This is a genomic window from Legionella rowbothamii, assembly GCF_900639985.1.
Lineage (GTDB): Bacteria > Pseudomonadota > Gammaproteobacteria > Legionellales > Legionellaceae > Legionella > Legionella rowbothamii.
Window position 1 is genome coordinate 44,601 of record NZ_CAAAIM010000010.1, and the last position, 19,497, is coordinate 64,097.

A 19,497-nucleotide genomic window follows, 5' to 3' on the forward strand; every position below is an offset into this window, starting at 1 on the left:
TAGTTTTGAAACGCTCTAATTCATTTTTACGGATTAAATAAGGATTGAAAGTCCAAGTAATACTGCTTGTTGAGTAGGAATATTAGTGATACGCGCCGTTTCGGTTAAAGAATCCACCTGATAGTCGGGATTGCCTCCAAATACCTGTTGATACTCTATATGTAGGGCTAAATTGTCGTTTAATTTATAGCCTATTCCTGCTTGAAGCTCTGGACTGATTTGAGATAAATCATTGACTTCATTTCTATCGACTTGAGCTTGTCGATAGGCCACTCCTCCTTTGAGAAAACCAAATATTCGCTCGTCTTCAAAAGGAGTAATTTGTGCTGTTACCAGAATATCTATCATCGGTTTAACAAGGATGCTGACTGGCTCGCCTCCTAATTCATCCAGGGTTGATTTAGGAATATCCAAACGCATGGTATTGCCATTTTGTATTCCTGCGTCTATCCCAAGAGCAAAAAAACTAGACAGATTGTATTGGGTATTCAAGCTCAATCTTCCCATGACGCTTTGTCCATCATTGTTATATACAGAATCATAATGAGTGAGGCCCAAGCTACCAGAAAACCCCCAACTTAAGGGCATGTCACAATCTGAACACGCGTAGGATGGATGCAGATAAACACACAACAAGGCAAACAACAGATGTATTTTTTTCATTTTTTTTATCCTTTTTAGTTTCATTTATTAAAAATGGGATATAGCGCGAACCCGAGCATTCGTGTTGGATTTGTCACTTGCAACCAATTCTCCGGTCGAAAAATTAATGAGCCAGGCTTTGGATGCGTTTGCTTCTGTTGAACTCCAATATAGGTCTGGCGCAAAGGAGGACAGGTTGGCTTCTTGTAAATGGGTGTGCATGAGTTGTAATTCAAAAGCACCTGGCAAATACCATCCGCCATAGCACATGCTGTCATTGGCAATTGGGGTCTGGCAGGGCGTTATTCCATCACTTAGAACTTGAAAGGATGCGGCTTTTAGGGCTGCAAACGTTCCTTTTTGATTATCAATCGTTTGCTCTGCAATAATGACTCGTGTATTGATTTCTCCAGCTCCTATCCCATCCGCTCGTGCATTGGTTACTTTATTTCCTGAGGGCCCATTTCGCCATTGCACCCCATCGCTCAGAACATCTCTTTTGCTGGCAATCAATCCGTGTTGGCCTGTTTCATCGACATAAAAAACAATACCGCCGCGATATTCTTCGCCAATATGGTGCTGATTGGATAATTTGGCAGTGATTACAGCACCTTGAATTTCAATTCCTGGACCTGCCTGATAATGAATGGGTTGTGGTAGCTGGTTGACTTGAGCTTGAAGGGCCGATATTTGCCCGCCTAATGCACCTATTGCTTGCCAAAGGCCGGTGTGACTGGCATGGGCATTTAGACTGCTTAATAACATTATGGTAAGAATTGATCTGTTCATGATTTCCTCATTAAAATTAAAAAGAATGGATGGGGCGAACCTTAGGCTCAGTACTTGATTTATCAAGAGAACTGGATTCACCAGTGATCCAATCTAAAGCGAACGATTGGTTGACGCTTGCTTCCGTTGATGACCAATAAAGATTGGGTGAAAAATTTCCAAGCCCTTTGTCATAAAGATTGGCTCTTAGAAGATGTAATTCGTTTAATGAGGGCAAATACCAGTTGCCATAACATAATTCATTCTCAGTGCACGCAGAAACCCCATCGGATAGGACAGAAAAACTTTGAGCGCTCAATGCTGCAAAACTCCCTTCCTGATCGTCAATGGTTTGTTGACTAACGATTAAGTGGGTATTGGATAGACCTGCATAAACTCCGTTGCCAAGAGCATTCGTTGTTTTGTCGCCACTTTCTCCATTTTGCCATGACATACCGACACCTTGATTTGCATCGATTTTGGCAACGATTAGCCCGTGTTGTCGGGTTTCATCAACCCAAAAAACAATCCCCCCTTGATAGGACTCCCCTACCTCGTGGAGCGTGACCACTGGAATCGCATTGATTTTAGACTCCGTTTTTTGGCTTTCCTTAGCCACTTGGATGAGAATCGTATCAACAGCTTCTTTAATTTTGCTGTTCACATATTCTGTGGAAGCAGGACTTGATGTGGCAATAGTGCTGTAAGCCAATAAACCAAACCAAATATTTAAAAGAAATAAGTGTTTTTTCATGAAGTGTTCCTCTTGTTTATCTTGATTCTTTAGGGGTATAAGCGGGTTTTCCTTTTGCATCGGGATAGCTCTCTTTGCATTGCGGATAAGCGCTACAGGACCACCAAAATCCTTTTTTCCCAGGGCGTCGAACAAGTCCTTTGCCACACACTGAGCAGCTGTATTGATTGGAAATGGTCAGCGCGTTTTTAGTTCCTGAGATGCGAATGGCTGTACCATTCGCTTTTTTTACCCATTCCCTTACAAATAGGGTTTGCCTTTCAATGAATCCCATAGATAGGGTTTCATCCTCTTCCATGTCTTTTAAAATACGCTCATTAATGGCGGTTAGAATTGGGCTTTTGACCACTTCGGGAAGTGCATCAATGATGCTTTTTCCTAATGAAGTACTGATAATAGTTCGCCCTTTTGTTTCCAAAAAATCACGACGTTTTAATTCTGAAATAATGGATGCACGAGTTGCTGATGTGCCAATTCCATCACCCTCTTTGAGCATTTTTTTATGTTCTTCTCCTACGATATATCTATGGATGTTTTCCATCGCTCGTTGCAGGGTCCCTTCAGTGAGTCGACCTGGTGGCTTGGTTTTGGTATCGATTCGTGTGGCTTTTAAGCATGTCGCAGCCTCATTTACCCTCATTGCAGGCAGGTTTTGGTGTTCATTAGTCCCTACGGTTTCTTCTTCATCTACAACGGCATACACATCTCGCCAGCCGTTATGAATAATGGTTGTTCCAGAGGTTTTAAAGGTCATACCATTCACTTCAATGTGAACTGTGGTGCTAAGGTATTCATGCACGGGGTAGAATTGGGCAAGATAGGCGCGGACAATTAAATCATAAACAACTCGTTCTTTTTCATTTAATCTGGAGCTGTTGCCTAGATGCTGAGTTGGGATAATTCCATAATGCGCCCCTACTTTGCTGTCATCCCAGGTGTTTGATTTAATGGACGTATCACACCGTTCAATAAGCGCAGTCAACTCAGGATTAACCTGTTTTAGAGCCTCTAAAACCTTTGGTGCATCATTGAGTTGGGATTCGGGTAAAAACCCACAATCGGTTCTAGGGTAGCTTGTGAGTTTGTGCGTCTCATATAAGGATTGGCAGGCATCAAGTACTTCAGAAGCTGTATAGCCCCATTTTTGGGAGGCACTTAGGGTAATATCGGATAGAGAGTAAGCGCGGGGATGGTTTTTCTTCTTTGGTTCTTTGGTGTATTGGGTAATTAATCCCGAGTAGCCTGTCACTTGACTAAGGATTTGATTGGCAATATCAGGATCAATCAAACGACCTTCAGAATCTAAACCTTGCTGATGTTCATCTGCATGAAAGGTCGCTAAAAAGGCATGGTTTTCAACCTGGAACGCAGCCTTGATGGTATGATAATCCTTTGATTTAAAGGCCTCAATTTCTCGGTCCCTGGCAACAACCAAGGCCAGGGTCGGTGTTTGTACGCGTCCCACCGTCAGTAAAGTATTACACCCGCCACGCTGAGCACTTAAGGTATAAGCACGACTTAAATTCATGCCAATTAACCAATCCGCACGGCTTCGACTGAGTGCGGCCAGACTTAATCCTTTATAGTGTGCATTGTCTTTCATGGACGAGAATCCGCGTTGCAACGAGATGGAATCATGAGCAGACACCCAAAAACGAACTACAGGCTTTTGGTTATTGAAGTATTCTAAGATTTCATCAATCAAGAGCTGCCCTTCCCTGTCGGAGTCTCCAGCATTAACAATGAGCTGTGCCTCTTTGAGCAATTGCCCAATGATTTTAAGTTGTTTTTTGGCCTCATCTTTTGGTTTTATAATCCAGGTTGCTGGGATGATGGGCAGTTCATCAACTCGCCATATTTTTTTATCGGTTTTAGGATGCCTTGGAACGTCGTTGGCGGTGTACTCATCAGGCTCAGCACATTCCAGCATGTGGCCAAAACACCAGGTGATTTTATCAGTGCCACATTCAATATAGCCCTCCCCTTTACCCGTTAGTCCAAGCTCTTGGGCTAGCGCACTAGCCACGGATGGTTTTTCTGCAATAAATAAACGCATGGTTTGTTCCTTTTTAAGAAGTAGATCCCCAAGTGAGGATGGGCGAAATAACCGCCTTAACCTGAGAACGCTTTATGAGGCCAAAATACCGCGCATCAAAGGACAGATCGTTTTGGTCGGTCATCAGCAGTAATTCAGAATTCTTTAATGGGTATTGGCGAATAGTCAGTTCGGGCAATGGCCGCCCCTGCTCATCTGTTGGATACGGAACACTATGTTCTACGAACCGATTGTTTACCCAGACACCCCATGGATTGATGGATACGACATCATTGTGCGAAGCTAGAACACGTTTCATCATGTAACCAAAGCCACCAGAACAAAAACCAGAATGGATATATCCCCGTTTTAATGCCTTTTGGAAGATGGTTTTTTGTGGTGGACAAAATAGAACGTACTCTCCTTTTTGAATGGGGTGTTTGGTTATCCAATAAAGGCCTAGTGGAATACTTCTGGAGGTATTAAACCGAGCGCCACTGATAGTGAGAAGTCCAGTTAAAAAAATGAAGATTAAGCTTGCGATGGCCACCATCATGCTTGCTTTTTTTGCCAGTCGTTTCATAAATGAATTACCTCATTTGTACTAAGACTATGACGCAAGGTATCGCTTATTGCGGGAGGGGCAAGGGCTGCACGAGCAGTAAAAACAGGATCTTTAAAGTACAAAGGCTGTTTACCATAAATCATAGGAAATCCGGCCATATAAACCACCATGTCCCCCGCCTGCTCAATCAGACCCATTGAATTTTTTTTAGGTCCAGGAAGGCGTAAACATTCATCGGCAGTTAATAATGGACGTTGTACTTCGGCAATAGTGCGTGATACCTGACTTAACATAAGTTCCGCACGTCGGCCGCTGGTGGTGATTTGCTCTTTAATCACGGTTGTAAGTCCCGTGAGTTTTGATAAATGCTCTGCAGTTTCAAGGCGGTTTGGAGGAAATGCATTTTGAATGTGGCAGTTAGAGGTAATGGTTTCATCAGGACCATAACCCCTCTCACGGCTTTTGAGTTGATTAATGTCCTGGCAAATCAGATAAAATTTAATGCCGTAGCCTGCAACAAAGGCAAGAGACTCTTGCAGAATATCGAGTTTTCCAAGGCTTGGAAATTCATCAATCATGCCTAAGAGTCGGTGTTTGTAGGTTTTTTTGGTACGCACCGTGTGTGATGGTTCAGGACGCAGAGTACAGCGCACTAAAAATCGTTGCCAGAATGAGGTTTCAGGAAGGAAGCGCTCAAACTCCATTTTATCTGCCAGTAAACGTACGCTCATATTGATGAGTACGCGAACTAGCGGCTGCAAACGTGCCTTATCGTTTGGTTGGGTGACAATATAAAGGCTTACAGGTTGGTCATGGTTCATTAAGTCTTTGATGCTAAAATCAGATGCGCTAACATTTCGTGCAACAACCGGATCGCGATAAAGCGACAGATAGGATTTTAAGGTCGATAATACTGAGCCGGCTTCTTCTTCAGGCCGGTCAATCATGTCTCTAGCGGCTGCATGAATGACGGGGTGAGTGGCGTTATTTTGATGGGGATATTGCGTCATTTCTTTCAATAAATCTGAAACGCTGAGATGGGTATCCGCCAACATGCGGTCGATGTTTGGGAAATGTGCAGGAATTGCCTCATTTTTTAGTTTGTATAAGGCATGAAGAATGAGACCAACTAATAAGGCTTGAGAGGTTTTTTGCCAATGAGACTCAAGGCCTTTGCCATCAGGATCAACAATCAACGTTGCTAAATTTTGGACATCACCCACTTCATATTCTGTCCCAATTCGAATTTCATCCAAAGGATTCCAGCGGGCAGAACCCTTTAAAGAAGCAGGCTCAAAGAGAATGACTTTATTATTCGCGTGATTTTTTCGCCATCCTGCGGTCATCGCCCAAAGCTCCCCTTTTAAATCGGTAATGAGTGCGCTGTGAGGCCATGACAGTAAAGTAGGCAAAACTAACCCCAGTCCTTTTCCTGAGCGAGTCGGGGCATAAGTCAAAATGTGCTCAGGTCCATTATGGCGTAAATAGTGGAGCTGGCCGTTTTTATCTTCCCAGGCTCCTACATAAACCCCTTCCTCGGCACCTAAAAGACCTGATTCAATAATGTCTTTTCGATTGGCCCACCGGGCTGAGCCATGCAAATGTGCATTGGTTGTTGATGAGTTTTGCGCCACCCGCTTCAACATGGCACACCCTATTAATCCAACCGCTGTGAGCATGGCACCCAGACTTCCAGCAATCGTGAACTGCTGGGGATAAAGTACATATCCTTGTTGCCACCAGGTAACAATCGACCAGGGTAGATAGACATGGTTCCATGAAGCACCTAAGGCGTCTTGATAATCAAAAAGATAAGCAAGGTATTGAGTGGCAGCTTGAAGGCCAGCCGCAAGGGAGGCGATTGCTAATAAGGGTATTGATTTGCTGAGTCGTGCTTGGTGATTCCCACCTTCTGGACCACTTTTATACTGGCTGTGTTGTCTCATGAAAAACCTCGCATCGGGTTTGATGTATAAAAGGCATCTAATGCCTTTAGTGCGTTACGATTGACGTAAACCGTCTCACGGTTAGTTGGTTTATTCAGCGGTTGCGGTACCGCTATGCTGGTATGAATGGCTCGTAGTGGTGCACTACCCGGTTGGGTCACGCCATAGGTTGGAAAACGCACCTCTAACCATTGCCCCCATTTGGCTGCTTTTTTAATTAAATCTTCCCTATAAATCTGGTTGTATTTAGGGGTTCTGGAATGATAGTTGGCAGCCCGGGTCCATAAGTCTTGAGAGTCATGACGCAAATGCCCACGCAAGCGCCAAGCGGCTAAATCAAAGGAATAACAGCCTGGTTGTGCTACGTCGTCCGCGGTAATGCCGTACTTTTTTAAATCTTTAAGGTAGGTGGTATTAAATTGCATGGAGCCGACATCAAAGGTCCCATTGCTGTTTTTAACCCACTGTTTCGGCGTTCCCCCTTCTTTTTCAGCAACAGCCAGAACGATGTTCGCAGGCACTTCATATTTCACGGCAGCCATAATGGAGCACACCACGCGCTCTTCAATCTGTGGAGGTAAATCAATCGCTATCATTCATCCCCCGCATCAATACGTGGAGATTGATTGACAAAATGAGCTACTTCTTCATTCTGACTGGCCAAACTCACAACGTTACCAGCACCTAGACTGTCACCACTAAAATCAGGAGCGCTGTCATTACTGGCATCTTTTGGCATTTGAACAGTGTTCTCTCCACCTGAGCCGCTATCGTTCATGTCATTGATGGATTGTGCTACCTGCCCACCAAAGGTTTCAGAAATCCGGGCGCAAGCGGACTCTTTCATGGAATCGAATTTATCTTTGACCGTTTGAGCTGCCCCTGATGCTAATTGAGATCCCATAAGCGCTGCCATTCGACTGGCACCTCCCATGGCACTTGCCAGGCTCCCACCTGAAAGTCCTGAGGAACTACCGCCTCCTGATGAACTATCTGCCATAGTGCTTTGAGCGGCTTGAAACGCTGCTTTTAGGGCAGATCCTCCTCCTGCAGCGCTTGTAGCCGCACCCATTGCCGAAGCTGCAGCACCGGACGCCATGGCTCCGGCCATACCAGCAGCACCAAGGGCAGCCCCAAGCCCAAACCCACCCATACCGCCGCCACCGCCTCCTCCACCGCTTACAATGGCGGCTAATTTAGACGGGATTTTATCCATAAGAAGTAAGAGAATGATGGCCACGACTAACATCACCAGCAGTTCTTTAAAGGCCATGTCATTACCCATGGCGGCGTAATATTGATCGATAAAGGACTTGCCAATTCCGACTAAAAGAACCATGGCAAACATCTCTACACCTACGCCTAAAACCATCTTGTAATAACTAATCGCAATGTCCTGAGTCCAACGACCACCACCAAAACCTAATAAAAACACCCCACCATAGGCCAGAATCCATCCGGTAATCAGGATGATTAATAAATTGATACTGACTAAGGCCAGCACGATAAGAATCACGGTGGCAATTAATAAGCCCACAGTGGATGTGGCGGGAGACCAAATGGATGATTTATCAACTACCTTGGATGCAATATCAAAACCTATGTCAATAATTCCTGAAGGGGAGACCACTTTATTAAGTCCAGAGGCTTGTGATGCCATCATTCGACACGAATCCATAATGGCCGTTGCAATCGCAGGACCATTTCTTAGAATCCACAAGAAAAAACCCGTGGTTGCAAAAAAGCGTACGGTTTCAGCAAGAAATTCGCCAATATCCGCTTTTTTTAAAGCCATTAACCCGTAAGTCCATACCATACTGATTAAGGTTAATCCCCAAAATAACCAGGTGCCCAATTCAACCAGTCGCTTTCCCCACCCTGATGCAGTATTTGCAAAACGTACAAGAATGCTGTCTAGGAGATCGGCGTTGTTTATTCCAAGAGATCCTGCATGTGCTGAGTGACACATCAGCGTCAAAAAACAGATGAATACACTTGAGGCAAAAAATTTCTTCATGCTCTTACCACTCCATCCCAGAACTTTTTTTAAAATTTCCCTGGCGAAAGCAGGCATCTGCTATGAGGGTTTGCTCGGCTTTAGAACGCCCTGTTGGAGAGTCCTTGCACGTCAGTTCTGCTGTGGGTTTTGGTGGTTGGTCACAGCCTGTGAGTAGTCCAACCAATAACCACGCCATTAAGTGTGATTGATTCATGTTTATGCTCCTTTTGAATGTCAGTGAATTACCAGGTTTTTCCTGAACTTTTTTTAAAATTCCCTTGGCGGAAGCGCTCATCTCCTGCAGCCTGTATCGCTTCTTTATCTGCGATGGCCGCAAGGCGTGTCGCTTGGGCATTTTGCTCTGCCACCATTAATCCTCGAATTTGCAGTAGTTGGTTTGTTTCAGCGCTCGCCAATTGGTTTGCCGCTTGAAGGGCTGCCATTTGCCCTGGGGCACCTTGTGCTTGTTCTTGTAAACGAGTCAATTGACGTGCATCAGATTTCATGGCTACTTCTTGAAGTTCTAAGCCCCGTAACATGGCGTCATTGGCTCGTTTTTGAGCTTCTGAGGCATTTGCTTCTTGTTGCAGCAACGCATTAAGCTCTGCTTCACTGCATTGTCCTCCATTAAAACAAGGCATGTTTCGGTAATGATTCTCGTCCTGGTATCGGGATAAATATTCATTCATGCCGCCTGCTTGCTGTTTGTAATAGTTCAGCGTATCTATGGAGTTGACTAGGTTATCCATGGTGTTGGTGGCTTCATCCCAGGTGAATTTATCCAGATTTTTAGTATTTTCTAACATGTTTTCATATTGGCTTAATTGCGTTTTATATTGTTGAAGTTGTTGTGATGTCTGAGTCACGCTTTCAAGTAAATTAGTAAAATCAATGACTGGTAAATTCGCATAGACCGCTTGAACCAAGATGGTCGCGGTAACTGATGTCCTAACCGTTAAAGAGAGTATTTTTTGAATCAACATGGTGCTATCTCCTTAATGCTAATAATCAAATGATTGATAAGGTTTGGTGAAGGTCATGTCTTTGACCACGATGACATTAAATTCATAGCCTGGACGAATCTTAAGGCTTGGCGCTATATTTAAGTTTTTCGCGATCATTTGGGATGTAACCTGCCCTAATTCCTGGCCTAATGCGGCACTCATCACAGAGCCTGCAGTGGGTTGAGCGGGTTGGCCAAAGGCCCCCGTCTGTGTTGGGTTTTGGCTGTAGGTGATGCCAGCAACAACACCTGACATGAGTAAAGCCGAGCCAAATAAACGCACGTAATGGTTATTTACCTGGTCATGAAATCCTGCATAACCTGCACTATCGCCACCCGGCATGGAACCTATATCTAATGCTTTGCCATCAGGAAAAATCAAGCGCTGCCAGGCAATCAACACGGAGTTTTGCCCATAGGACACTTCATTTGAATACATCCCTATGAGGCGTGTTCCTTGCGGGAACAATAAGTATTTACCAGTGGCAGTGTCATAGACATTTTGCGAGACTTGACCAATGATTTGCCCCGATAAATCAGGTTTGACACCACTAATCATTATTCCGGGAATCACAGCCCCTGCTCTCAAAACAAAAGGTGTACTCGGTGCCTCCACTGTAGAGTGAAGCTCCCATCGGTCGGAAAGATCACTTAAATTTTGCGATGGGTTTTGAATCAGATGCATCCCCGCATCCCCCTCATGGCCTCCCATAGCTGCGCGTATTTGCTGTAATCGTGCTTGATATGAAGCAGTAGGATCTCCTGAATTAAGAAGTTCCATTTGACGTTTAAGGGCTGCCAGTTTTGACTGGGCATCATCCCCTGCATGTTGCGTTTTGAACGTTGATGCAGTGCTCAGTTGATCGGGAAGTGGGATGCTCATTTTTGCTTTTACCGCATCCTCAAATTGTTCCAACTTTGCCATCTTGATGCGATCGAGATCGGGTGAGGTCAGCTCACCAGAACGACTCGTTTTTGGACGTAAAATAGGAGGTTTATTACGGATAACGGGTGGGTTATCTGGATTATCGACTAAGGCCACAGGCAGTGCCAGGCTGGTATTCACCTTCTCAATCGGTTTGGCGGGCATAATAATGCCTCCTGCACGCCCTGCTACAATCTCAGCTGCCATTAATGAAGAATCCATATGGCGCTCTACAGGAATGGGATCTTGCTTTGTTGGGTGTTGTTGATTGGCGCGCTTCATGGCGACGAAGGCAATGATGAGTACAAACAGCGCAAAAGCGGCGATAACAAGGATTAGAGGAAGATTATTGACTCGACGTACCCCGTTTTGGTTTAAAGTTCCAGGGGATGCATTAGGTAACATCAGATCATCATTTTTTTTCATGGTGTTTACTCCTTTCGAACCCAAAACCCTAAAGGGGTCAATGTGCCGTTTTTAATTTTATAAGCGCGGCTAAGAGACTGTTGCCCCACTATGAGGGTGACTCGATATAAGGTTCCTTTGATGGGCTCATCGACTAAGTAGTACAAAGCCACATTTTGTGATCCTTGAGAGCTTGCTCCATGACTTGATGATTCATTGATGCTGTAGCCTTTTTGTCGTAAGCCTTCAATGAGCGACACACCAAAAGAGTCTTTAACGGACTGTTTGATATGAAACCGGGTTCGGGCCGGAGGATAAAGAGCAAGCAAACGATTGATGCAATCTTTGGTTATTGCTTTATTTAGGGTCACTGGAGTTGTAGTAAAGCTCCCTTGTTGGACTGTGGCACATCCTAAAAGATTTAAAGTAAGCAGCAGGATAAAGGGTAGTTTGAATCTCATTATTTTCTCCTGGTGATGGTGATTTTTTCTTGGTTTCGGCCAACACCGGCAATCAAAATGGCTTTATCAAAAACGGTGTCTACAATAAACCGATTGTTTTGTACCCGATAATTAACCATCACCGTTTCAGCTTTTTTAAATAATCCCCCATGGCGCAAAACCAGCAAGGTGGGCGCTTGTGTTTGTTGCATCGCTTGAGGCATTTCAATGATGGTTTTGACCCCATCATTAAATACCCGAGTGGGTTTCCAGCGGGTGTTACCTGTGATGCAATAGTTAAAATTCAAATTACCTAGGTATTCGCCGGTAAGAGGTATCGTGTTATTATGACGCTCAATGGTTTCTTTCACCCGAATGGCATCCCATTTGGCTTGGGCATCTTCCGGGTAAATAAAGGACACATACGGCATAAATTGTTTGCGAGAAGAGCGAAGACGTAAGTGATAGGTTCTTCTGTCGGTGGTGACTACTAAAGACGTATCAAGACCCACATCAAGCGCTTTAATCAGCAAATGCAATCGTTGGGCAGGACCAATTCCGGTGATTGCAGGCTCCACAAGAAAGCGTGGATCGCCCACATTGAGGTTATTCACCTGCTCACCAGGCTGTAGAGCTACGTCACAGACTTGCAGTACGGCACATAAGATTTGGGTCTGGCCTGAGCCATAAACAAAAGCAATGGACCCATCTCGAGCCGTAACTGGTTTGCTAGTCGCCATTCCAGTTTGCCATTTTTTACCAATGGAAAGGGCTGATTGTTCCTGTGGGGTGAGCTGAACCACTTTTTTAGAAAAATAGCGATCGGCTATATCCTCGGAAGCGCCAGCAAGTGCCACAACAGGGACACACATTAATGCAAAAAGCAGTTGTTTCTTCATGAGATCACCTTAAGTTAAATTTGTTTAGACCAGTTAAAATCACGAATATAGAGAAAATGCGGGTTACGCAGCGCCTCAATGTCCGTGGTTTGGCTGGTGGGTTCGTTTTGATAAATAGAGACGATTGCCCGCATTAAAGTAGGTTTTGTCTTTTGTGAGCCATCACGGCTTCTTACTGTTTCTAACCAATCCACTTGCCATGATTCTTTTGATTGCTGTAATACAGAGCGGATCTCAATACTGACGGTTTCATTGGCCGCACGATTAAAAGGATTCACCTCTTTGTTGGCGTTTAAGTATTCATTGGCTTTTAACGTTGCAGGGTCTTGTGCATTTAAAAAAGCATACGTTTGCAACACCGCTTTTCGTTGTAAATCCGCATCTGCAGTGACCAGGCGAATGTGTTCAATAAACTGAGCTACGGTGGTGCGGTAATCATCGGTTTTTGCATCAGGTATACGGTCAGCACGGGTGATTGAAACGGTATTGCCCGATGAATCTTGTTGAAACACTAAAGGAATGAATTTTGATTGGTTGCCGATGTAAATCATGCCACCCACGGATGCAAGGCTAATCATGAGTGAAGTAATGCCTACCACCTGCCATACTTGAAGGGCAGACATCACTCCTGCTACATGCCCATTCCAGGTTCGCCTAGCATTTAAGTAGGGATTATCATTCGATTGCATTAAGTTTTTAGACTGTTTGTTGAACCCATTAAAGCTTATTTTTTTGAGCATATTCATGCAGTCACCCCATAATCGTTAAGAGCCAATCCTTTGGTGCGTAGCCATTCATGCACCCAATTGGCCTTGTGTGTTTTTTCTAATTGTTGAATCATGGCTATGGACTCTTTATCGGTGGCTCCAACAAAAGAAAGTGCCAGTGGTCCCAGTGCCAGACTGTATAAACGACGGCCTTTTTCACTGACGTAGTAGTAATCTCGTTTAGGAACAGCACTGGCAATAATGTCAATTTGAGTTGGGTTAAGTCCCATCTGGGCATAGGTTGCAGCGGATTCTTGAGCACGTGCATTAGGATTAGGTAGAAATATTTTGGATGCGGTGGATTCCACAATCACTTCAAGAATTCCTGAGTTGACCGCATGGGACAGATGTTGGGTGGCCATCAGGACACAACAGTTTTTCTTGGCCATACTGTCGAGCCATTCGGCGATTTTATTGCGAAATACCGGGTGAGCTAACATGAGCCACGCCTCATCAAGAATAATGAGCGTCGGACGACCATCCAGAGACTGTTCAATACGACGAAACAAATAAAGTAATACAGGAAGCGCAAATTTTTCGCCTAAATTCATCAACTCCTCAATCTCAAAGGTCATAAAATCAGAAAGACCAAGACCATCGGTTTCCGCATCCAACAAATGCCCCATTAATCCATCAATGGTGTATTGCTTTAGTGCTTCTCGAATGATTTCATCTTGAATCGTAAGACAAAACTCCGATAGGGTTTTGGAGTGGCTTTGATGCATGTTCATGATGGCATAGCCGATTTCATTGCGTTGAGCAGGCGTTGTCGTTACTCCGTTTAATGCCAAAATGGTATTAATCCACTCCATAGCCCAGGCTCTATCTGCTTTAGTTTCTAAAAACTGTAACGGTGCAAAAGCCAGGCGCTCATTTTTTGCAGCAATCGTGTAGTGATTTCCGCCAGCACCAAGGCATGCAGGAAACATTGACATTCCCTTATCAAATGCATAGATGCGAGAACCTAAATAACGGCGCCATTGCAAAGCAATCAGACCTAAATGCGTTGATTTACCTGAACGGGTTGGTCCAAACATGATGGAATGACCCAAATCACGGACATGCAAATTGAGGCGAAATGGAGAGTTACCACTGGTTACTCCATGCATAAGAGCGGGTGAGCTTGGAGGAAATAAAGGGCTTGGTGCTTCATTTTGACCGGTCCAAATGGTACTGGTCGGAAGTAAATCAGCCAAATTCATAGTATTTAACAAAGGTCTTCGGACGTTTTCAACGCCATGCCCTGGCAACGTCCCCATGAAGGCATCCATGGTATTAATCGTTTCGGTGCGCGCGCTAAATCCTAATGTGTTGATCGCTTTTTCAATGTGACGTGCGGCGCGCTCAAGGCTTGCTCTGTCCTCACTCATCAACACGACTACACTGGTATAATAACCCTGAGCCACCATGCCGCTGTTGGTTTCAGCTATTGCATCTGAAGCATCCTGTACCATGTCCATAGCGTCTGTATCAATGACCCCCCTATTCGTATTAAATACCTGATCGAAAAAGCCCCGTATTTTTTGCATCCATTTCTTTCGATACTTCTCAAGGTGTGCAACGGCTTCATGGTTATCCATAAAAATAAAGCGTGATGACCAACGGTACTCAATCGATAACTCCGCAAGAGTGGTTAAAATTCCAGGATGAGACTCCAAAGGAAAACCTTCGATGGCAACGCATTGAATAAATTGTCGCCCTATCTTTGGAATGACACCGGTCCATAGCTCTTGCCCACCAATCACCGCATCAAGATACATTGGGTTACCAGGCAGAAGAACTGGGTGATTAAGGCCTGTGACACAAAATTGAATCCAACGCAGGAAATTGTCGTGCATCACTTCACTGCCGTCTTCTTGCAGAACTTTTTCGCTACCCAATCGGGTTAAAGACACTGCACCAAACAAACGTGATTCTATGTTATGGCACTCTCGTTTAAACGACTCGATGAGTTGGGTGGTTTGAGCATGGCGGTTGGGTTTCTCAGCATCGTCATCAAACATCAACTCCACAAATTGACGTTGCGCAAGCTTTGGCGGAAACCAGGTCACGGTAAGGATAAAAAACCCTTCATAAAGCGTCCCTAAACGCTCAAAATGGCGACGTCGCTCTTCATCAACAGCTGCGGATAGTGCATCAGGGAAATGAGATTGGGTTCCTTCATTGTAGCCAGGTGCTGCCCGGCGTACTGCATCCACATGAACCATCCAACCACTGCCAAGAGCGCTAAGAGCCTGATTGATGCGAAAAGAAACCAGTTCTCTTTGATGATGGGTGGCACTCGCATTGTCCTCGCCACGGTAGAGCCAAGAGGCCATGAATGCCCCGTTTTTTCCGACAATGACCCCATCATCAACTAAGGCTGCGTAATTGAGTAAATCAGAAAGCCCCGCCTCTTTTTGTTGATGTTTTTTAAGACGAAGTTCAGTAGAGGATTTGCGTACTGTTGCAAATAAAATCCAAATAAGCGCAATACTCAATACCGAAATAAACACTAGGATAAATTCAATCATTTATATTGCCTCTCCTGGGACCCAGTATTCACTCGAAATGGAGTGGAACGTGCTGGGTAATAAGGTTGATAGCGGCGCTGGCGTAAATAGACAAATCGCAGTTGTGGGTCGGATTTGGCCATAAGTCTTAACATCCAGAGGGATAAAAACCACAGCCCAATACCCACAAACAACGCAATCCAGTCTTGGGTAGCAAATACGAGAATTGCGGCCAGTAGGCCCGAGAACATCACCAGTTCTCGGTCGCCACCCATAAACAGATTGTGACGATTTCCAGCACGTCGAATGGGAATGGAACGCAGGCTCATGATGCAACCCTTCTACTGTGAACCGAATGTGAACCAATTTGCGCCCCTTTTCCTGTAATGGCTGAGAGGGTGTTTTTTGCAGCAATGATGAAAGCAAGGACCAACACGATAAAAATCAACGAGCGCATAAAGCCATTCATGTCGCCACCAAAAATTAACGCAGCGCCCGCGGCTACAAGCCCTATAATCGATACGGAAAAAGCGAAAGGTCCTGTGATCGAATTACTGATTTTTGTGAGCCAACTGTCAAAAGGCAACCCTCCTCCACTGGTGCTTGATGCAAAAGAAGGCTCGGTTCCTAGTAAGAGCAACATCATTAAGCCTAAGGCAATGAATACTTGGGGTTTTAAAAACAGAGCGTGTTTATTCATTAAATAATTCTCCTTATAAAGTTCGGGTAATGTAGTGGCCGTCGCTAAAGCCTGAAACTTCTAAGAGTTCTTGCACGCGACGACCATCCTTAGTTCGGGCGATATGAACTACCAAATGAACTGCCTCGCCTATGAGCGGTTCAATGTCTGCAGGTGCGGAAGGATTACGCGTAATGAGTGATTTTAAGCGCGTCAAACCTGCGGCAGGGTTATTGGCGTGAAGAGTGGCCGCCCCTCCTTCATGCCCGGTATTCCAGGCATCCAGTAAATCCAGGGCTTCAGCGCCTCGAACTTCTCCTACTAAAATCCGGTCCGGGCGCATTCTTAAGGTTGTTTTAAGCAGCATGGTCATGGTGACTTCAAGGGTTGTGTGGTATTGCACGCAGTTTTCAGCGGCACATTGAATTTCACCGGTGTCTTCGATAATAAAAACCCGCTCAGTTGGATCGAATAAAACCATTTCATTGATGATGGCGTTGACCAGAGTTGTTTTACCGGAGCCTGTGCCTCCAATAACAAGGATGTTTCGATGGGTTGCAATGGCTTTTTTAATAGCCTCACAGTGCTCTTTTGACATCACGCCAGACAAAACGTATTCATCCAGCGAAAAGATGGATAGAGCTTTTTTACGAATGGCAAAGGTTGGCGCATGAACAACAGGAGGAAGCTGGCCTGCAAAGCGTGAGCCATCCAGTGGCAACTCCCCTTCTAGGGTTGGTTTGAAACGGGTAATTTCCTTACCGTGAAAACCAGCAATGGTTTTAATAACCGATTCAGCGCGACTTGCTGACATGGTTCCAATGCAGCGCATTTTTTCGCCCAGCCGTTCCTGCCAAAGACGCCCATCCGCATTGAGCATGATTTCCACTGTTTTGGGATCGGCTAGAGCATTCTCAATGACAGGCCCCAAATCGCGGCGCAATTTTTCTTTAGCACGGGTTTTAACCGTTGACTGTTCTTCATCATTGTTCATCTTTGAACCCCTTCATTCATGTCCTCATTCCTTTTTTAAAGTCAAAAAATTCCCATCAGATGATAAACATCCGATTTTTGATTTAATTTTGCTTAATTAGTGCAAAGGGTTATTTGCACTTCATTTAGAGCTACATCACTTAATGAGCAGTGTATTGATGAGACTCTGTTCGTTTTAATGGTGTTATTGGCACGCCATTGCCATTTACAGTATTCTCTGAATCAAGGCGCATTGTTTTTTCTTCCTGAACCTTTAGATAGATTTCTTGGCGATGAATTGAAATATGGTCAGGGGCATCAAAGCCTAAGCGAATTTGATTGCCTTTAATTCCGAGTATCGTAATAAATACGTCATCACCTACTACTACTGTTTCACCTATTCTGCGCGTTAAAATGAGCATGGTTTTTCCTTAAGTTTTTTAATGGATTTGGTGTGTTTTCTTCTGTGAATTAATTTCAAAGCCCAAGGCTTCACAGGCAAGCCTTGCCTGGATTGCAATGTGCCAAAAATCAGTATCATTACTTTCTTGATACGCCAAGGTTAACGATTCAGAGCAGGCGCTTAGAAGGCAATAGAGTTCTTCTTTTGAAAAGAGCTTTAATTTTGGTATCTGTCTCATGATGCAATTCCTAGTCGTTGGCGCATTAAGTTTAAGTGTTTTGTTGCAACGTCTTTTGATTGAGGTTTAGGAAGCATTACCCCTTCTTTAATTTCAGGAACACTATGCCCTTGGCGCACTAAGTGGCAAACTTGCTCATAGGCTTCCTTAAACACAGCAAAGGACTCCCCTTCATTTACTATTTCTAAAAATTTATAACCCAATTTTTTTGCAGTATATTTAACAACTATATGACTCCATTGTGGGTTGGTAGTGTAGGCACGATTTAAAACTTCTCTATGAGCCTCAGCGGGCTTCGGCATACGCAACTCACTATAAAAACCAAGGCATAACGCGCGAAATTGCAGGCAATTTGGTGGAAACTCACAAAACTTATCGCCTTTACTCAATGTCATTAATCGCTCCACGCCACTGTCTAATGCACGAGGTGTTAAATCTTTAAGTGCAGCAAACCAAACGCCCGTATCCTTAACCCCATGCTTACTTATAAAAAGCTGTCCGTAGATTGCTGTCAGTTTCATCCATAGGCTGGACAAGTGTTCCTTCGATAAATGCACAGGAGTTGAGTTCACTGCCTGAGGTGCCCCAGAGTGATTCGATTGAAATGCCATGCTGCTGGCTGACTCGTTCAAGTGCTGTTGGGTTAAGACTGCTTTGATTGGTACCACGCTCATTGTGATTACTCCTTAATTGTCCTTGTGCCTTTTGTTGTTGTTTTTGCATGTATTGGGCATCTCGTTCCAGCCAGGTAATGAATACTGGATTAAAATCAGCCCATTGGGTGTTTAGTTTTTTGTTGTGTTTGATGAACGCCTGAATTTCCGTGAAATCCGTCACCTTGGTGAGTCCCATGGACAAAGCCAGTTCGATGGTTTTTGTGTTGGGGTAAAAGTCGTCGCTAATTTGTTTTTTGCTGCAAGAAAAATCATTGCCCGCAGTTTGAGTTTGTTTGTTTGAGTTAGTTATATTAAATATATTATTATTCTTTACTGCTGAGTCATCTGTGTACAGCTCCGTGTATTCCTGTGTGTTCTCAAGCGATTTTAATTCATCATTTTTCTTGGGATTTTCAATGGGCTTAGATATGGATTGTTCATCCCTGCGCTCTATGTACACTTCTGATTTTTCAAGAAAACCGGCATAAATCTCTGGTAATTTTGGGAACTGAAATTGTAGTTTTTGGCCCTCACTAATAACTTTAAAATCTTCGGGACATTGTTTTTCAATGGATCGCAAATAACTTCGAATTGTTTCTTTTTGAGGAGTTCCTGACTCAGTTCTTCCAGGAGCTTTGCTGATAGTTAACAAATCGGCAATGTCACGGTAAGTAATACCAGTAACTATTCCTGTTAGCGGATTTGCTAGCGTTATAAGAGACTTTATTAAAGTTGTGTGCGCGTGTAATAACCCTTTAAATCTATTCTCAATATTTATTCGTGCTTGTTGATATGGTTCAAAATAATTCACATCAAATTCCCTTTCCTCGTACTATAGAATAAAATATTATCTATTAATGGTTAAAAAGTCAATGGTAATTTAACCATGAAGGCTTTTTTGATGCGATC

General features: G+C 44.1%; 22 protein-coding genes. All 22 read right to left on the reverse strand.

The window, feature by feature from the left end; all coding sequences use genetic code 11:
* Window positions 1-33: 33 nt before the first annotated feature.
* The 22 genes from E1P08_RS14460 to E1P08_RS14565 all read right to left on the reverse strand — a co-directional run bounded on the left by E1P08_RS14460 (window position 34) and on the right by E1P08_RS14565 (window position 19,399).
* On the reverse strand, window positions 34-663 hold the full coding sequence (locus E1P08_RS14460; protein ID WP_133137711.1) for an outer membrane beta-barrel protein: 630 nt from the start codon (window positions 661-663) through the stop codon (window positions 34-36).
* Between the two features lie 27 nt (window positions 664-690).
* Entirely contained in the window at window positions 691-1,431 is a 741-nt protein-coding gene (locus E1P08_RS14465) for an Lcl C-terminal domain-containing protein (RefSeq protein WP_133137712.1), read from the reverse strand.
* 16 nt (window positions 1,432-1,447) lie between these two features.
* Window positions 1,448-2,164, reverse strand: coding sequence for an Lcl C-terminal domain-containing protein (locus tag E1P08_RS14470; protein WP_133137713.1), 717 nt, complete (start codon window positions 2,162-2,164; stop codon window positions 1,448-1,450).
* A gap of 16 nt (window positions 2,165-2,180) precedes the next feature.
* Complete coding sequence (locus tag E1P08_RS14475; RefSeq protein ID WP_133137714.1) at window positions 2,181-4,220, reverse strand: DNA topoisomerase 3; 2,040 nt, start codon at window positions 4,218-4,220, stop codon at window positions 2,181-2,183.
* A 13-nt stretch (window positions 4,221-4,233) separates the two neighbouring features.
* A complete protein-coding gene (traF, locus tag E1P08_RS14480) occupies window positions 4,234-4,782 on the reverse strand; it encodes a conjugative transfer signal peptidase TraF (protein WP_133137715.1) in 549 nt (182 codons plus the stop codon).
* Window positions 4,779-6,710, reverse strand: coding sequence for a type IV secretory system conjugative DNA transfer family protein (locus E1P08_RS14485; RefSeq protein ID WP_133137716.1), 1,932 nt, complete (start codon window positions 6,708-6,710; stop codon window positions 4,779-4,781). The genes traF and E1P08_RS14485 overlap by 4 nt, the downstream gene beginning before the upstream one ends.
* Window positions 6,707-7,306, reverse strand: a complete 600-nt coding sequence (locus E1P08_RS14490; protein ID WP_133137717.1) for a transglycosylase SLT domain-containing protein — start codon at window positions 7,304-7,306, stop codon at window positions 6,707-6,709. Before E1P08_RS14490 ends, E1P08_RS14485 begins: the two co-directional genes overlap by 4 nt.
* Entirely contained in the window at window positions 7,303-8,727 is a 1,425-nt protein-coding gene (gene trbL / locus E1P08_RS14495; protein WP_133137718.1) for a P-type conjugative transfer protein TrbL, read from the reverse strand. Before trbL ends, E1P08_RS14490 begins: the two co-directional genes overlap by 4 nt.
* A 4-nt stretch (window positions 8,728-8,731) precedes the next feature.
* Window positions 8,732-8,923, reverse strand: coding sequence for an entry exclusion lipoprotein TrbK (gene trbK, locus E1P08_RS14500; RefSeq protein ID WP_133137719.1), 192 nt, complete (start codon window positions 8,921-8,923; stop codon window positions 8,732-8,734).
* 28 nt (window positions 8,924-8,951) lie between these two features.
* The gene (trbJ, locus tag E1P08_RS14505) at window positions 8,952-9,692 is read right to left on the reverse strand and encodes a P-type conjugative transfer protein TrbJ (protein ID WP_133137720.1); all 741 of its coding nucleotides are present in this window, start codon (window positions 9,690-9,692) and stop codon (window positions 8,952-8,954) included.
* Between the two features lie 18 nt (window positions 9,693-9,710).
* Window positions 9,711-11,063, reverse strand: a complete 1,353-nt coding sequence (locus E1P08_RS14510) for a TrbI/VirB10 family protein (RefSeq protein ID WP_133137721.1) — start codon at window positions 11,061-11,063, stop codon at window positions 9,711-9,713.
* Between the two features lie 5 nt (window positions 11,064-11,068).
* Window positions 11,069-11,503, reverse strand: a complete 435-nt coding sequence (locus E1P08_RS14515; RefSeq protein WP_133137722.1) for a hypothetical protein — start codon at window positions 11,501-11,503, stop codon at window positions 11,069-11,071.
* The gene (gene trbG, locus E1P08_RS14520; protein ID WP_058475060.1) at window positions 11,503-12,381 is read right to left on the reverse strand and encodes a P-type conjugative transfer protein TrbG; all 879 of its coding nucleotides are present in this window, start codon (window positions 12,379-12,381) and stop codon (window positions 11,503-11,505) included. The genes E1P08_RS14515 and trbG overlap by 1 nt, the downstream gene beginning before the upstream one ends.
* 14 nt (window positions 12,382-12,395) lie before the next feature.
* A complete protein-coding gene (locus E1P08_RS14525; protein ID WP_083501358.1) occupies window positions 12,396-13,127 on the reverse strand; it encodes a VirB8/TrbF family protein in 732 nt (243 codons plus the stop codon).
* Complete coding sequence (locus E1P08_RS14530) at window positions 13,124-15,661, reverse strand: VirB4 family type IV secretion/conjugal transfer ATPase (protein WP_133137723.1); 2,538 nt, start codon at window positions 15,659-15,661, stop codon at window positions 13,124-13,126. Before E1P08_RS14530 ends, E1P08_RS14525 begins: the two co-directional genes overlap by 4 nt.
* On the reverse strand, window positions 15,658-15,969 hold the full coding sequence (locus E1P08_RS14535) for a conjugal transfer protein TrbD (RefSeq protein WP_133137724.1): 312 nt from the start codon (window positions 15,967-15,969) through the stop codon (window positions 15,658-15,660). The genes E1P08_RS14530 and E1P08_RS14535 overlap by 4 nt, the downstream gene beginning before the upstream one ends.
* Window positions 15,966-16,340 (reverse strand): TrbC/VirB2 family protein, encoded by a 375-nt coding sequence (locus E1P08_RS14540; protein ID WP_133137725.1) that lies wholly within the window; start codon window positions 16,338-16,340, stop codon window positions 15,966-15,968. Before E1P08_RS14540 ends, E1P08_RS14535 begins: the two co-directional genes overlap by 4 nt.
* 13 nt (window positions 16,341-16,353) lie before the next feature.
* Window positions 16,354-17,313 (reverse strand): P-type conjugative transfer ATPase TrbB, encoded by a 960-nt coding sequence (gene trbB, locus E1P08_RS14545; RefSeq protein ID WP_133137726.1) that lies wholly within the window; start codon window positions 17,311-17,313, stop codon window positions 16,354-16,356.
* A 139-nt stretch (window positions 17,314-17,452) separates the two neighbouring features.
* Complete coding sequence (csrA, locus tag E1P08_RS14550) at window positions 17,453-17,713, reverse strand: carbon storage regulator CsrA (protein ID WP_133137727.1); 261 nt, start codon at window positions 17,711-17,713, stop codon at window positions 17,453-17,455.
* An 18-nt stretch (window positions 17,714-17,731) separates the two neighbouring features.
* Window positions 17,732-17,932, reverse strand: coding sequence for a hypothetical protein (locus E1P08_RS14555; protein WP_058475054.1), 201 nt, complete (start codon window positions 17,930-17,932; stop codon window positions 17,732-17,734).
* Entirely contained in the window at window positions 17,929-18,468 is a 540-nt protein-coding gene (locus tag E1P08_RS14560) for a hypothetical protein (protein ID WP_242602487.1), read from the reverse strand. Before E1P08_RS14560 ends, E1P08_RS14555 begins: the two co-directional genes overlap by 4 nt.
* On the reverse strand, window positions 18,413-19,399 hold the full coding sequence (locus tag E1P08_RS14565; protein ID WP_133137728.1) for a Vir protein: 987 nt from the start codon (window positions 19,397-19,399) through the stop codon (window positions 18,413-18,415). Before E1P08_RS14565 ends, E1P08_RS14560 begins: the two co-directional genes overlap by 56 nt.
* Window positions 19,400-19,497: the final 98 nt, after the last annotated feature.

Bases quoted from the DNA above. Each gene is read 5' to 3' on its own strand.
- E1P08_RS14460 (WP_133137711.1), bottom strand. From the start codon at position 663: ATGAAAAAAATACATCTGTTGTTTGCCTTGTTGTGTGTTTATCTGCAT.
- E1P08_RS14465 (WP_133137712.1), bottom strand. From the start codon at position 1,431: ATGAACAGATCAATTCTTACCATAATGTTATTAAGCAGTCTAAATGCC.
- E1P08_RS14470 (WP_133137713.1), bottom strand. From the start codon at position 2,164: ATGAAAAAACACTTATTTCTTTTAAATATTTGGTTTGGTTTATTGGCT.
- E1P08_RS14475 (WP_133137714.1), bottom strand. From the start codon at position 4,220: ATGCGTTTATTTATTGCAGAAAAACCATCCGTGGCTAGTGCGCTAGCC.
- traF (WP_133137715.1), bottom strand. From the start codon at position 4,782: ATGAAACGACTGGCAAAAAAAGCAAGCATGATGGTGGCCATCGCAAGC.
- E1P08_RS14485 (WP_133137716.1), bottom strand. From the start codon at position 6,710: ATGAGACAACACAGCCAGTATAAAAGTGGTCCAGAAGGTGGGAATCAC.
- E1P08_RS14490 (WP_133137717.1), bottom strand. From the start codon at position 7,306: ATGATAGCGATTGATTTACCTCCACAGATTGAAGAGCGCGTGGTGTGC.
- trbL (WP_133137718.1), bottom strand. From the start codon at position 8,727: ATGAAGAAATTTTTTGCCTCAAGTGTATTCATCTGTTTTTTGACGCTG.
- trbK (WP_133137719.1), bottom strand. From the start codon at position 8,923: ATGAATCAATCACACTTAATGGCGTGGTTATTGGTTGGACTACTCACA.
- trbJ (WP_133137720.1), bottom strand. From the start codon at position 9,692: ATGTTGATTCAAAAAATACTCTCTTTAACGGTTAGGACATCAGTTACC.
- E1P08_RS14510 (WP_133137721.1), bottom strand. From the start codon at position 11,063: ATGAAAAAAAATGATGATCTGATGTTACCTAATGCATCCCCTGGAACT.
- E1P08_RS14515 (WP_133137722.1), bottom strand. From the start codon at position 11,503: ATGAGATTCAAACTACCCTTTATCCTGCTGCTTACTTTAAATCTTTTA.
- trbG (WP_058475060.1), bottom strand. From the start codon at position 12,381: ATGAAGAAACAACTGCTTTTTGCATTAATGTGTGTCCCTGTTGTGGCA.
- E1P08_RS14525 (WP_083501358.1), bottom strand. From the start codon at position 13,127: ATGAATATGCTCAAAAAAATAAGCTTTAATGGGTTCAACAAACAGTCT.
- E1P08_RS14530 (WP_133137723.1), bottom strand. From the start codon at position 15,661: ATGATTGAATTTATCCTAGTGTTTATTTCGGTATTGAGTATTGCGCTT.
- E1P08_RS14535 (WP_133137724.1), bottom strand. From the start codon at position 15,969: ATGAGCCTGCGTTCCATTCCCATTCGACGTGCTGGAAATCGTCACAAT.
- E1P08_RS14540 (WP_133137725.1), bottom strand. From the start codon at position 16,340: ATGAATAAACACGCTCTGTTTTTAAAACCCCAAGTATTCATTGCCTTA.
- trbB (WP_133137726.1), bottom strand. From the start codon at position 17,313: ATGAACAATGATGAAGAACAGTCAACGGTTAAAACCCGTGCTAAAGAA.
- csrA (WP_133137727.1), bottom strand. From the start codon at position 17,713: ATGCTCATTTTAACGCGCAGAATAGGTGAAACAGTAGTAGTAGGTGAT.
- E1P08_RS14555 (WP_058475054.1), bottom strand. From the start codon at position 17,932: ATGAGACAGATACCAAAATTAAAGCTCTTTTCAAAAGAAGAACTCTAT.